Origin of the sequence: Streptomyces sp. NK15101, assembly GCF_020400725.1 — a bacterium.
Classification (GTDB): domain Bacteria; phylum Actinomycetota; class Actinomycetes; order Streptomycetales; family Streptomycetaceae; genus Streptomyces.
This window is the reverse complement of record NZ_JAINVG010000016.1, coordinates 103507-116037: the sequence shown is the minus strand read 5'-3', so window position 1 is coordinate 116037 and position 12531 is coordinate 103507. Positions and strand designations below refer to the sequence as shown.

11 protein-coding genes are annotated in these 12531 nt (G+C 73.2%); 6 read left to right on the top strand and 5 right to left on the bottom strand.

Features of this window, described 5'->3' with window-relative positions; genetic code table 11:
* Window positions 1–264: 264 nt before the first annotated feature.
* Window positions 265–1068 (bottom strand): L,D-transpeptidase family protein, encoded by an 804-nt coding sequence (locus K7G60_RS12170; protein WP_225800862.1) that lies wholly within the window; start codon window positions 1066–1068, stop codon window positions 265–267.
* Window positions 1069–1678: 610 nt separating this feature from the next.
* Here K7G60_RS12170 and K7G60_RS12165 point away from each other — a divergent pair.
* The 4 genes from K7G60_RS12165 to K7G60_RS12150 all read left to right on the top strand — a co-directional run bounded on the left by K7G60_RS12165 (window position 1679) and on the right by K7G60_RS12150 (window position 5208).
* Window positions 1679–3091: a pyridoxal-dependent decarboxylase gene (locus tag K7G60_RS12165; protein ID WP_225800861.1), complete on the top strand. Its 1413-nt coding sequence runs from the start codon at window positions 1679–1681 to the stop codon at window positions 3089–3091.
* 31 nt (window positions 3092–3122) lie between these two features.
* Window positions 3123–3563, top strand: coding sequence for a GNAT family N-acetyltransferase (locus K7G60_RS12160; RefSeq protein WP_225800860.1), 441 nt, complete (start codon window positions 3123–3125; stop codon window positions 3561–3563).
* Window positions 3564–3643: 80 nt separating this feature from the next.
* Window positions 3644–4723 carry a dihydrodipicolinate reductase gene (locus K7G60_RS12155; RefSeq protein WP_225800859.1) on the top strand — a complete coding sequence of 360 codons (1080 nt, stop codon included), beginning with the start codon at window positions 3644–3646 and terminating at the stop codon, window positions 4721–4723.
* Window positions 4720–5208, top strand: coding sequence for a carboxymuconolactone decarboxylase family protein (locus K7G60_RS12150; RefSeq protein WP_225800858.1), 489 nt, complete (start codon window positions 4720–4722; stop codon window positions 5206–5208). Before K7G60_RS12155 ends, K7G60_RS12150 begins: the two co-directional genes overlap by 4 nt.
* A gap of 58 nt (window positions 5209–5266) precedes the next feature.
* On the opposite strand, the gene K7G60_RS12145 is transcribed toward K7G60_RS12150, so the two are convergent.
* From K7G60_RS12145 to K7G60_RS12130, 4 genes are all read right to left on the bottom strand, one after another.
* Window positions 5267–6916, bottom strand: coding sequence for a GMC oxidoreductase (locus K7G60_RS12145; RefSeq protein ID WP_225800857.1), 1650 nt, complete (start codon window positions 6914–6916; stop codon window positions 5267–5269).
* Window positions 6917–6998: 82 nt separating this feature from the next.
* On the bottom strand, window positions 6999–7766 hold the full coding sequence (locus K7G60_RS12140) for an aminoglycoside adenylyltransferase family protein (RefSeq protein ID WP_225800856.1): 768 nt from the start codon (window positions 7764–7766) through the stop codon (window positions 6999–7001).
* 69 nt (window positions 7767–7835) lie between these two features.
* Window positions 7836–9317: an aspartate ammonia-lyase gene (locus K7G60_RS12135; RefSeq protein WP_225800855.1), complete on the bottom strand. Its 1482-nt coding sequence runs from the start codon at window positions 9315–9317 to the stop codon at window positions 7836–7838.
* Window positions 9318–9587: 270 nt separating this feature from the next.
* The gene (locus tag K7G60_RS12130) at window positions 9588–10703 is read right to left on the bottom strand and encodes an asparaginase (RefSeq protein ID WP_225800854.1); all 1116 of its coding nucleotides are present in this window, start codon (window positions 10701–10703) and stop codon (window positions 9588–9590) included.
* Between the two features lie 118 nt (window positions 10704–10821).
* On the opposite strand from K7G60_RS12130, the gene K7G60_RS12125 reads away from it, so the two are divergent.
* Window positions 10822–11286, top strand: coding sequence for an Lrp/AsnC family transcriptional regulator (locus K7G60_RS12125; RefSeq protein ID WP_225800853.1), 465 nt, complete (start codon window positions 10822–10824; stop codon window positions 11284–11286).
* Between the two features lie 197 nt (window positions 11287–11483).
* Complete coding sequence (locus K7G60_RS12120; RefSeq protein ID WP_225800852.1) at window positions 11484–12287, top strand: endonuclease I family protein; 804 nt, start codon at window positions 11484–11486, stop codon at window positions 12285–12287.
* Window positions 12288–12531 lie beyond the last annotated feature (244 nt).

Genomic DNA, 12531 nt, shown 5'->3' with positions numbered 1-12531 from the left:
GGCCTGTCGTCAAACTCCCGTCGTCGCCCGAAGGGCTGCCCTGCGGCGTCAGGTGCGTGCTCTCGGCGTGCCGGGCGCGAGTCCTCGTACTGGGCGTACTCGGGCTTGCGCCCGGTGCGGCGAGAGCGCGTGCATGGCGTCGCGGGGCAGACGGGAGTTTGACGACAGGCCCCAGGGAGGTCTCGACTCCGCGCGGCGATCGGCCCGGGTGCCGGGACCGGGCCCACGGCCCCGGGTGTCCGGCTCCCCGCGCCGCGCGGAAGGTCACCGCGCGAGTTCGGACGCCGGGCCCATGACGACGACGGGCTCCGCGGCCGGGTCGAGGGCGCGCAGGAGTTCGCGCATCGCCTCCAGTTCCAGGGCGATGCAGGCCTGGGTGGGGCCGCCGTGGTCGACGTGGATCCAGACGCCGCCGCCCTTCTCGTCGCCGAGGGGGCGCTCCTTGTCGAGCGGGGTACGGCCGGGCACCCGGTTGTAGTCGATGGCGATCACGTGGTCGAAGGAGCCCTCCAGCGGTTCGCCCATGAAGCCGGTGCCGCTGATGGCGAACAACTCGTCCTCGTCGTACGGGAGCCGGGCACCGGGGTCGGGCAGCCGGCCGCCCGCGTCACCGATCCGGAAGACCCCGATGGGCGTGCGCAGGTCGCCCGCCGTGTGGTCGTCGGTCCAGCCCCGGAGGGCGTTGTGGGAGGGCCACGGCCCGGCCGCCTTGATCCAGCCGCGGACGGGGTCGCGCCGGTAGAGGGTGGCGGTGGAGGTGTTGGAGTCGGCGGTGGCGCCGGTGACGACGAAGGCCTGGGTGGTGCCGTCGGGCACGAGGGCCTGCGTGGCGGGGCCGACGCCGGGGAGCCGGGGCGCGGGGACCGGGGCGGAGGCGAGGTCGTTGGCCGCCGCGGCCGGCGGGCCCGCGGCGGGGCGGCCGTCGCCCGAGGTGGGCGCGGGCCTCGGGGCGGACGCGGACGTCGGGGCGGGCGCGGGTGGGGTGGGGCTCGCGCAGCCGGTGAGCAACAGGGCCGCGCACAGTGTGCCGGCGCTCAACAGCGCGGGGGCGCCCTTGCGGACGGGCATGGGACGGCATCCTCCTGGCCGGGGGCAATGCAGCGATCCGTACCCGCTCGGCGGTCGGCACTGCCGCCGCGGCCGCGCCCTCACCCGTACGGCCCTTCCGCGGCGGCGCGGCCCGTCGAAGCGGCCGCCGGACGGCCGTGCCGACCGGGTGGACCCCGGCGGCTCGGCGACCGGACGACCGGACGACCGGACGACCCGGCACCCACCGCAGCGACTGACGCCCACCCCGGCCCGGCACCCCACCGCGGCTGGCACCCCACACCAGGCCGGCGGTCGCATGGCCAGTGGCGGTCGGCATGCCCGGGCGGTCGACACTCCACCGCCGGCCGGCGCCCCACCCCGCGCCGGCGGTCGCATGACCGGTGGCAGTCGCATGACCGGTGGCGGCCGGCATCCCCGGACGGCGGCGTCCCGAGCGGTCGGCGTCCCCGGGCGGCCAGGGTCCCCGGGCTGTCGGCGACCCGAGATCCTCCGGAGCCCGGGGTCCCCCGGTGGCCCGCCCGATCGCAGGCCACGGAGAGGGACCGGCATGGCCGAGGAGCCCCACACCAGGCCACTTCCTCCGGATTGGCCCCCGCATCGACCCCGACGGCCCGCCTACCCTGAGGCCATGCATCCCACGCTCGCCGCCGACCTCGCCCGGCTCCCCGAACTCCTCCAGTCCGCCCGCGACTTCGCGGCCCATGAGCTTTCCGGGATCGGGGAGCGGCCGGTCGCCTCCCCCGCGAAGCCCCCCGAGCCCGGCCCGCTGCCGAGGAGCGGTGTCGGAGCGCAGGGCGCGCTCGACCGGTTCGCGCAGCGCTGGGAGCCCGGGTTCTCCGGCTCGGCGGGCCCGCGCTACCTCGGCTTCGTGACCGGCGGCGCCACCCCCGCCGCGCTGGCCGGCGACTGGCTCACGGGCGCCTACGACCAGAACGGCTCCAGCGGCGGCGGCTCGACCGTCGCCGCCCTGGAGCACGAGACGGTGGGCTGGCTGCGGGAGCTCTTCGGGCTGAGCGAGGCGCACGGGGGCGCGTTCGTCAGCGGTGCCACGATGTCCAACACCGTGGGGCTCGCCGTCGCCCGGGAGTGGCTGGGCGAGCGCCTGGGCGTTTCGGTGTCCCGCGCCGGGGTGGCCGCGCTCGGCCCGGTCCACGTGCTGTCCGGCAGCCCGCACTCCAGCGTCACCAAGGCGCTGTCCGTCCTCGGCGTCGGGCGGGACCGGCTGCGGCCGGTGCCGCTGCTCGGCGGGGAGCGCGAGGCCGTGGACGTGGCCGCGCTGGCCGAGGCGCTGGAGTCGCTGGACGGGCGACCCGCCGTCGTGGTGGCGAACGCCGGGACGGTGAACACGGTCGACTTCGACGACCTGCGGGCGATCGCCGCGCTCAAGGAGCGGTACGACTTCTGGCTGCACGTCGACGCCGCGTTCGGCGCGTTCGCCGCGCTCTCCCCCGACCACGCCGGGCTCGTCGACGGGCTCGACGCCGCCGACTCGATCTGCGTGGACCTGCACAAGTGGTTGAACGTCCCGTACGACGCCGCCGTCCAGTTCACCCGCCGCCAGGACCTCCAGGTCCGGGTCTTCCACAACGAGTCGCCGTACCTGGGCCTCCCCACCGGGACGCCCGACTTCCTGCATCTGACGCCGGAGAACTCCCGGCGGCTGCGCGCCCTGGCCGCCTGGTTCTCGCTGACCGCGTACGGGCGCGAGGGGCACGCCGAGATCGTCGAGCGCTGTGTCGCGCTGGCCCGGCGGCTCGGCGAGGGGATCGCGGCGGTGCCCGGGCTGCGGCTCCTCGCGCCGGTGCACCTGAACGTCGTCTGCTTCACCCTGGCCGACGGTCCGACGGCGGAGCGGCTCGCCGCCGTGGCGCGGGCGGTCGCCGACTCCGGCGAGGCGTTCCTGACCCCCACGGTCCTGCACGGGACGCCCGCGCTGCGCGCCGCGTTCAGCAACTGGCGCACGACGGAGGAGGACACGGACCGGGTCCGGGACGCGCTGGCGCGGGCGGTCCGGGAGCTCCCCGCCGCCGAAAGCGTTTGACCCGCCCGGCGGGACGCGTTTTCCTGCTCCGATGAGTGATCTTCGTATCGAACCCGCCCGGACCGAGGAGCAGCTCGCCGACTGGCGGGCCGTGCACAACACGATCGTCCCGACGGCGGTGCTCTCCCCCGGGGAGGTGCGGGAGCGGGCTGGCCGCAACCGGCTCGACGTGGCGTACCTCGGGGACGTGGCGGTGGGTTGCTCGACGGTGCGTCCGCCGGACGGGGAGACCCCGGCGGCGACCGTCATCGCGCGGACGCTGCCGGAGTACCGGGGGCGGGGCTTCGGGACCGCGCTGTACGAGCGGGGGCTCGCGCACGCGCGGACGCTGAGCGACGAGGGCGTGGAGACGGTGGTCCTCGCCTCGAACGGGGAGGGGCTGAGGTTCGCCCTGGCGCGCGGCTTCGTGGAGGTGGAGCGGTACGTCCTGCCGGGTGACACGATTCCGTTCGTGACCCTGCGCCTGGCCTGACGGGCAACCTTTCTGACGAACCGTCACAATGTTGCGTCACGGGTCTGGGAACCTCCGGGGCCCGGCGCTACCCTCCGCGCATGATTCGGACGGTGGTGTGGGGTACCGGGAACGTCGGGCGCGCGGCCATTCGCGCCGTGGACGCCCATCCGGGTCTCGAGCTCGCGGCCGTGCTCGTGTCCGATCCGGCCAAGGTGGGCCGTGACGCGGGCCGGCTCGCGGGGCTCGGGCGCGATCTCGGGGTGGTCGCCGGCGACGACGTCGGCGCGGTGCTCGGCTGGCGGCCGGGGGCGGTGGTGTACGCGGCCTCCGGCGACACCCGGCCCGACGGGGCGCTCGCCGACGTGGTGCGGGCGGTGGCGGCGGGCGCTGTGGTGGTGACGCCCGCCCTGTATCCGCTGTACGACCAGCGGAACGCACCGCCCGAGTTCCGGGATCCGGTGCTCGCGGCGGTCGCCGAGGGAGGTGGTTCGCTCTTCGTCTCGGGCGTCGACCCGGGCTGGGGCAACGACGTGCTGCCGCTCCTGGTGAGCGGGCTCGCCGCCGCGGTGGACGTGATCCGCTGCCAGGAGATCTTCGACTACTCGACCTACGACCAGGAGGAGTCGGTCCGCGAGCTGGTGGGGATGGGCCGGCCGATGGAGTACGAGCCGCCCATGCTGTGGCCCTCGGTGCCCACCATGATCTGGGGCGGACAGGTGCGGCTGATGGCCCGCGCCCTCGGCGCCGAGCTGGACGGGATACGCGAGGCGACGGAGCGCCGCCCGCTGGAGTCCACCGTGAGGACGCGGACGATGGGCGTGTTCGAGGCCGGGACGCAGGGTGCGATCCGCTTCGAGGTGCAGGGGATCGTCGGCGGGGAGCCCCGCATCGTGATCGAGCACGTGACCCGGATCCACCCCTCGTGCGCGCCGGACTGGCCGGTGCCGCCGGACGGCGCCGGCGCGCACCGGGTGATCGTCGAGGGGAGTCCTCGGATCGAGGTGACGGTGGCGGCGACCGACGAGGGCGGGAACCGGTCGGCGGGCGGGAACGCCACGGCGGTGGGACGGCTCGTCGGGGCGATCGACTGGCTGGTGGCGGCGGAGCCGGGACTGTACGACGCGCTGGACGTGCCGCTGCGGCCGGCGGCCGGGAAGCTGGGAAGGAGACCACGGTGATCATCGACATTCCCGAGGGCCAGGAGCCGATCGGGTACGTGTGGGGCGACATGGTCCCGGAGATCGGGACGGCGGCGGCGAACTTCTCGCTTTCCGTGTACGCCCATACGACCCTGGGGCTGCGCGAGTTCGAGGCGGCGCGGCTGCGGATCGCGCAGATCAACGGCTGCGGCTTCTGTCTGGACTGGCGCACCGACCGGGACGGGGTGAAGGTCGAGGAGGGGTTCGACGGGCTCGTCGCGGCGTGGCGCGAGACGGAGGTCTCGGAGGCCTTCGACGAGCGGACGCGGCTCGCGGCCGAGTACGCGGAGCGGTACGCGCTCGACCACCACGGCCTCGACGAGGAGTTCTGGGCGCGGATGACGGCGCGGTACAGCCAGGCGGAGATCGTGGAGCTGACGATGAGCCTGGGTTCGTGGCTGGCTTTCGGGCGGCTCAACCGGGTGCTCGGGCTCGACACGGTGTGCGTGCTGCCGACGCGCTGAGGGCCGCGGGGAGGGGCCGGCCGGGGTTCCGGCCGGCCCCTCTCCCCCGTACCGGCGGTCAGAAGTCCTCGGCGACGATCCGTTCGATGTTGCGTTCGGCGAGGGCCGTGATGGTGACGAACGGGTTGACGCTGGTGTTGCCGGGGATCAGGGACCCGTCGATGGCGTAGAGGCCGGGGTGGCCGTGGAGCCGGCCGTAGTTGTCGGTCGCCCTGCCCAGGACCGCGCCGCCGAGCGGGTGGTACGTGAGGTGGTCGCCCCAGATCTTGTACGCGCCGAAGAGGTCGGTGCGGTAGATCGTGCCCTCCTTGCTGTTGATCCTGTCGAAGATGGACCTGGCCATGTCGATGGACGTCTGCTTCCAGGCCCGGTCCCAGCTCAGGTCGACCCTGCCGGTGGCCGGGTTCCAGGAGAACTCGGCGCGGCGCGGGGTGCGGGTGATGGAGAGGTAGAAGGAGGCGTAGGTCTCGATGCCGGTGGGCAGCGGGGCGACCTCGGCGAAGGCGCCGCCGGCGTCCCAGTTGTCGATGCCCGCGGTGGGCATGGAGGACTGGAGCTTCCCGGTGGGGTCCCACATGTGGTTGGCGCGGCCGCACATGACGTTGCCGTTGTCGCCCCAGCCCTTGCCGATGTGCTCGTTGAGCGACGGCAGGGCGCCGGTCGCCTTGAGGCGGGTGAGGAGCTTGCTGGTGCCGACGCTGCCGGCGGCGAAGAAGACCCGGTCGGCGCGGACGGTCTTGGTGGCGAGGGTCGCGCCGGTGGTGTCGGTCTGGTCGATGACGACGGTGTAGCCGCCGGCGGCGGCCGGGCTGACGGAGGTCACCCGGTGGAGCGGGGAGACGCTCACCCGGCCGGTGGCCGCGGCCTGGGCGAGGTACGTCTTCTGGAGGCTCTTCTTGCCGGCGTTGTTGCCGTAGATGACCTCGCCCACCAGGGCGGACTTCTGGACGGACCCGGCGGCCTCCTGCTTCATGTAGTCCCAGTCGTAGACGTTGGGGACGAAGACGAAGGGGAAGCCGGAGCGCTGGGCGTGTCTGCGGCCGACGCGGGCGTACTGGTAGCAGTCCGCGTTCTCCCACCAGTTCACGTCCACCGGGGTGACGCCCAGGCCCGCGTTGGCGCGCGGGTAGTAGGTGGCGTACATCTCGGCCGGGTCGACGGTCGGGAGGATCTCCGGGAAGCGCTCCCGGAGCGGGGTGACGGCCATGCCGCCGTTGACGAGGGAGCCTCCGCCGACGCCGCGCCCCTGGTAGACGGTGATACCGGCGAAGTCCTCGGCGTCGAGGATGCCGGTGTGGACGGGCACGTCCTTGTCGAGCGGGAAGCCGAGGAACTGGCTCAGCGGCTGCTTGGTGCGGGTGCGCAGCCAGAAGGAGCGATAGTCCGGGGTGGTGGTGTTGGCGAAGATCTTGCCGTCGGGGCCCGGGGTGTCCCAGGCCATGCCCATCTCGATCATGTGGACGTCCACACCCGCGCGGGCGAGCCGCAGGGCGGCGACGGAGCCGCCGTAGCCGGTGCCGATGACGAGGACGCGCACCTGGGAGCCGTCGGTGACGGGGGTGCAGTTCAGGCCGGGGACCTCGGCGCGGGCGGGGGCCGTGATCGTGCCGGCGAGGGCGGCGGCGCCGAGAACAGAACCTGTTCCCGCGAGAAATCCGCGGCGGCTTACGCGGTGATTTCCCTGGGCGGACAAGGCGTGTTCACTCATGTGATCTTCCTCACTCGCGAGTGAATGGGAACACGTTCTACGACCGGCGGCCGAGGAAGTCACGAGAAACTGCCGGGTAACTTCAGGCCGAGGACGCCCTCTTGATCTCCTCTGCTATGTACGCGGCGTGGGACCGCGCCTCGGGCAGCAGCTCCGCCCAGTCCCCGTACTCCCCCGCCAGGTACTGCTCCCGCGCGACCGCCAGCACCGGCCGGTGCTCCTCGGGCAACTCGCCGAGCACCCACGCCGCCGCCCCGTCCTTCGACCGGATCCGGCCGGTGCGCAGGGTGGTGAGGATCCGGGCCAGGGTCAGCAGCACGTTGCGGGTGTCGCCGTCGAGGTCGGCGAGCAGCTCGGGCACGCCCGCGACGATCGCGGCGCGCAGATCGCGCTCCGGGACCGGGTCGAAGACCTCCGCCGGGGGCGGGCCGAAGAGCGGAGCGTTCCCGGCGAGCGCCATGGTGATCAGGGGGGCGAGGTCGGGGCAGGGCGCGGGAGCGGGTGTCGTGCCCGCCTCGAACGCGTCCCGGAGCCACTCCCCGTAGAGGAACTCGCAGACGGGCGGGTACCGCCAGGGGCGGATGTCGGCGTGGACGACGAGGCTCAGCTCGACGGGCCGGGCGGGCCCTTCGTACGCCCGCTCCCCGGAGACGGCGAGCAACGCGTCGACGAGGGCGCGCCGTTCGGCCCCGGTCGTGCGGCGGCGCAGGGTCACGAGGACGTCGGTGTCGCTGCCCGGCCGCAGCCCGCCGAGGACGGCCGAGCCGTGCAGGCAGGCGGCGAGGACGTCGGCGCCGAACACCTCGCGGACGAGGTGGACGACCTGCCGGGCCTGGTCCGTGGACGTCATGGGTCTGCTCCTCCGGAGGGGACGGGCGCGGGACCCGTCACCGTACCGGAGGAGCGGTGGAGCGGGCGGTCAGGCGGGGGACGGGCCCGGGACGCCCGCGAGGGCCGGACCGGGGACCGCGGTCAGGGCCGGGCCCGGGGTGCCGGTGAGGCGCTCGGGGGTGAGGAGTTCGGCGAGGCGGTGGGCGGGCAGCAGGCCCTTCTCCACGGTGAGCTCGACGACCCCCCGGCCGGTGGCGAGCGCCTCCTGGGCGATGGCCGTGGCGGCGGTGTAGCCGAGGTGCGGGTTGAGCGCCGTGGCGAGGCCGATGGAGTTCTCCACGGCCGCCCGGAGCGCCTCGGTGTTGGCGGTGATGCCGGTGACGCAGCGGTCGGCGAGGGTGAGGCAGGCGGCGCGCAGCGAGAGCAGGCTCTTCGAGAGGGCGTGGAAGATCACCGGTTCGAAGGCGTTGAGCTGGAGCTGTCCCGCCTCGGCCGCCATGGTGATGGTGATGTCGTTGCCGATCACCTCGAAGGCGACCTGGTTGACGACCTCGGGGATCACCGGGTTGACCTTGCCGGGCATGATGCTGGAACCGGCCTGCACCGGCGGCAGGTTGATCTCGCCGAGGCCCGCGCGGGGCCCCGAGGAGAGCAGCCGCAGGTCGTTGCAGGTCTTGGAGAGCTTGACCGCGATCCGCTTGAGGACCCCGGAGAGCTGGACGAAGGCGCCGCAGTCCTGGGTGGCCTCGATGAGGTTGGCGGAGGTCACGAGCGGCAGGCCGGTCAGTCCGGCGAGGTTGCGCCGGGCGGTCTCGGCGTAGCCGGGGGCGGCGTTGAGGCCGGTGCCGATGGCGGTGGCGCCGAGGTTGATCTCGTGGATGAGCTCGATCGCCTCGGCGAGCCGGCCGCGGTCCTCCTCCAGCATCACGGCGTACGTGGAGAACTCCTGGCCCAGCGTCATGGGCACCGCGTCCTGGAGCTGGGTGCGGCCCATCTTCACGACCTCGCGGAACTCCAGGGCCTTGGCGGCGAAGGCGTCCTGGAGGACCGCCATCGCCTTCAGGAGCTCGCGGGCGGCGCCGATCGCCGCGATGCGGATCGCGGTCGGGTAGACGTCGTTGGTGGACTGGCCGAGGTTGACGTCCTCGTTGGGGTGGAGCCGGTCGTAGTCGCCCTTGGCGTGGCCGAGGAGTTCCAGGGCCCGGTTGGCGACGACCTCGTTGGCGTTCATGTTGGTGGAGGTGCCGGCACCGCCCTGGACGACGTCCACGACGAACTGGTCGTGCAGGTGTCCCGTACGGATCTCCCGGCAGGCCCCGGCGATGGCGTCGGCCTTGTCGGAGGGCAGCAGGCCGAGCTCCTCGTTGGCGCGGGCGGCGGCCTCCTTGACGGCGGCGAGCGCGTCGATCAGCAGCGGGTAGGCCGAGATGGGCGTGCCGGTGATGGCGAAGTTCTCGGTGGCGCGCAGCGTGTGGACGCCCCAGTAGGCGTCGGCGGGGACGTCCCGGTCGCCGAGCAGGTCGTGCTCGCGGCGGACGGGAACGTCGTGCGGGGCCGGTGCGGGAACCATGAGGGGCCGTCCTTGGGGAGGGGAGGGAGTGGGTGCGGGTGTGCGCGGCGCCGGAAGGGCGCGTCCGGTCTCCACGCGTGCGCGTACGGCCCCGGCGGCCGTTTCCGGGCACGGCGAAGCCGCCGGGCGGGCCCGGCGGGCGCGGTGCGCCGGTGGGGGAGGTTGATTCCGGCTCGCGGGCGGGCGGGGGGATGCGCCGTCCGCGAGCCGGGGCTCGTGGGGTGCGCCTGTCGGGCTCCGGTACGGAGGAGACAGGGCCCGGGGCAGGGCCTAGACGCGGGCGGCGACCGCCGAGGCGGAGCGGGAGCCGCCGGTGGCGAGGGCCGGCTCGGCGCGGACCGGTCCTTCGAGGAGGCGGCGCAGGAGCGCGGTGCTGCGGGCGGGGTCGCCCGCGCCGTGGGTGCCTTCGGCGAGGAGCGTGGAGAGGAGGGCGATCCGTGCCTGGCCGGCCCGGAGGGTGCCGGTGAGGAGGGCGCCGGCGGCGACGAGGTCGACCGCACCGCCGCCGGTGTATATCTCGGCCAGCGGTCCCGCGGGGACGCGGGTGGTCACGGCGACGAGGACGCCCCGGGCGACCGCGTCCGCGACGGCGGCGGCGATCTCGGGCGTGGCGTTGCCCGCGCCGGTGGCGACGAGGACGATGCCCCGGGCGCCGGCGGAGACCGCGGCGTTCAGGAGGAACGGGTCGCCGTCGGAGTGGTGCGTGACGATGTCGACGCGGGGCAGCGGGACGGCGTCGGCGGCCCCGGGCGCCGCGGTCCGCGCGGCGGCCGGCAGGGGCAGCGGGGCGGGGCGCTCCGGCTGCCGCTCGATGTCGACGCGGGAGAACCCGACCCGGCCGAGGCGCTCGGCGGAGGGGTCGGAGAAGGCGTCGGCGGCGAGGGTCTGGGTCTTCACGGTGCCGCGCGCCGCGTGGACGCGTCCGTCGAAGACGACGAGGACGCCGAGGTCGCGGACGGAGGCGGCGACCTGGAGCGCGTCGTAGAGGTTGCCGGGGCCGTCGCCGTCGCCGGTGCCGAAGGGGCGCTGGGCGCCGGTGAGGACGACCGGGCGGGAGTCGGCGTGGTGGAGGTCCAGGAGGAAGGCCGTCTCCTCCAGGGTGTCGGTGCCGTGGGTGACGACGATGCCGTCGACGCCGGGGTCGGCGAAGGTCTCGTGGACGGTGCGCAGGAGGGCGAGCTGGTGGGCCGAGGTCATGCGGGAGCTGTTCACGTTGAACAGGTCGACGACCTCGACGGTGACGCCCTCGGGGAGGGGCGCGGTGGCCAGGACGTCGTCGCCGGAGGCGTCGGCCGCGTAGCCGGTGCCCTGCCAGCGGCTGGCGATCGTGCCGCCGGTGCTGATGACGACGATCCGGCGTGCTCCTCCGTCGTTCGTCCGCTTCATGCCTGCCGTCCTTACTCCGTACCCAGATCTGCTGCGTCCGCAACGATAGGTCAGGCGGCGCGCAAGACGATTGCGAAATCATCCGCCTGTTCGTTTCATCGTGGTGGATAATTGCGCCATGGACCGGATTGATCTCCACATCTTGCGCGAGCTCCAGAACGACGGCCGACTGAGCAACCAGGAGCTGGCCCAGCGGGTCGGCCTCAGCCCCTCCCCCTGCCTGCGCCGGGTGCGCCAGCTGGAGCAGGACGGGGTGATCCAGGGCTACCGGGCGATCATCGACCCGGAGGCGGTGGGGCGCGGCTTCGAGGTCCTCGTCTCGGTGGAGGTGAAGCGCGACCGGCAGACGGTGGAGGCCTTCGAGGAGGCGCTCCAGGACGTGCCGGACGTGATCGAGGCGTACCGGCTCTTCGGGAGTCCCGGCTGTCTGCTGCGGATCGCGGTGGCGGACCTCGCGGCGTACGAGCGGCTGTGGATCGAGCGGCTGACGACGCTTGCCGGGGTCACCGAGGTCAACTCGCAGATCATCATGAAGCGGATCAAGGAGCCGAAGGGGATGCCGGTGGACGTACGGGGCGCCTGAGGCCCCTGTTACTCCTTAAGGGCGCGCACGGCCGCGCCATATGCGAGAACGTCACGGAACAGCCTCCTCCTCGTTACATGACAGGTACCTGACGTGTGCCACTCTCCCGGTGACACGAAGTCAACACGCGTAGACAACGACGGCGTTGAGCCGACGCCCGTCGTCCCGCGCGTGCCGTCCCCGGGAAAGGGCCCCCCATGTCCGTTGTGCGGACCGGCAGCTGGAAGGTGTGGGCGACCGCCGTCGCCGCCACCCTCGTCGGCGTCACGCTCCCCACGGTCACCGCGACTCCCGCGAGCGCCACGACCACCGCGTACGACACCACGTACTACAAGAACGCGATCGGCAAGACCGGCACGAGCCTCAAGTCCTCGCTGCACACCATCATCAGCAGCCAGAGCAAGATCTCGTACGACGCCGTCTGGAACGCGCTGAAGACGACCGACCAGGACCCGAACAACACCGCCAACGTGATCCTGCTCTACAGCGGCGCCTCGCGCAGCAAGTCCCTCAGCGGGGGCGACGTCGGCGACTGGAACCGGGAGCACACCTGGGCCCAGTCCCACGGGAGCTTCGGCACCTCGGCCGGCCCCGGCACCGACCTGCACCACCTGCGCGCCTGTGACGTGCAGGTCAACAGCACCCGCGGCAACAAGGACTGGGACAACGGCGGCAGCGCGGTCAGCGGCGCGCCCGGAAGCTACACGGACGGCGACTCCTTCGAGCCGCGCGACGCCGACAAGGGCGACGTGGCCCGCATGATCCTCTACATGGCCGTGCGCTACGAGGGCGACGACGGCTGGCCGAACCTGGAGCCGAACGAGTCCTCCACGAACGGCAGCATCCCCTTCCACGGCCGCCTCTCGGTGCTGAAGCAGTGGAACGAGCAGGACCCGCCGAGCGCCTTCGAGGAGCGCCGCAACGACGTCATCTACAACACCTACCAGCACAACCGGAACCCGTTCATCGACCACCCCGAGTGGGTCGAGGCGATCTGGTAGCCCGAGCGCCACGGAAGTACGGAGCCGGGCCGGACGTGACGCGTCCGGCCCGGCTCCCCCCATGTCGACCCCTAAGCCTGACCGCTCCCGGTGCCTTCAAACGCGAAATCGCGGATCGTCTCACGTTTTCGAAGGAGCGACTCAGACAATCCGAAGGCGTTATCCAGCCGTTATAAACGGTGAGTTTGACCGTTTTTGATCGAATTTGCCATGCGCTCGGGAGTGGGTTCCCGGCACGGAGAGC

What these genes read in the sequence shown, in the direction of transcription:
- K7G60_RS12170 (WP_225800862.1), bottom strand. Translation starts at nt 1,068, where the DNA reads ATGCCCGTCCGCAAGGGCGCCCCCGCGCTGTTGAGCGCCGGCACACTG.
- K7G60_RS12165 (WP_225800861.1), top strand. Translation starts at nt 1,679, where the DNA reads ATGCATCCCACGCTCGCCGCCGACCTCGCCCGGCTCCCCGAACTCCTC.
- K7G60_RS12160 (WP_225800860.1), top strand. Translation starts at nt 3,123, where the DNA reads ATGAGTGATCTTCGTATCGAACCCGCCCGGACCGAGGAGCAGCTCGCC.
- K7G60_RS12155 (WP_225800859.1), top strand. Translation starts at nt 3,644, where the DNA reads ATGATTCGGACGGTGGTGTGGGGTACCGGGAACGTCGGGCGCGCGGCC.
- K7G60_RS12145 (WP_225800857.1), bottom strand. Translation starts at nt 6,916, where the DNA reads ATGAGTGAACACGCCTTGTCCGCCCAGGGAAATCACCGCGTAAGCCGC.
- K7G60_RS12140 (WP_225800856.1), bottom strand. Translation starts at nt 7,766, where the DNA reads ATGACGTCCACGGACCAGGCCCGGCAGGTCGTCCACCTCGTCCGCGAG.
- K7G60_RS12135 (WP_225800855.1), bottom strand. Translation starts at nt 9,317, where the DNA reads ATGGTTCCCGCACCGGCCCCGCACGACGTTCCCGTCCGCCGCGAGCAC.
- K7G60_RS12130 (WP_225800854.1), bottom strand. Translation starts at nt 10,703, where the DNA reads ATGAAGCGGACGAACGACGGAGGAGCACGCCGGATCGTCGTCATCAGC.
- K7G60_RS12125 (WP_225800853.1), top strand. Translation starts at nt 10,822, where the DNA reads ATGGACCGGATTGATCTCCACATCTTGCGCGAGCTCCAGAACGACGGC.
- K7G60_RS12120 (WP_225800852.1), top strand. Translation starts at nt 11,484, where the DNA reads ATGTCCGTTGTGCGGACCGGCAGCTGGAAGGTGTGGGCGACCGCCGTC.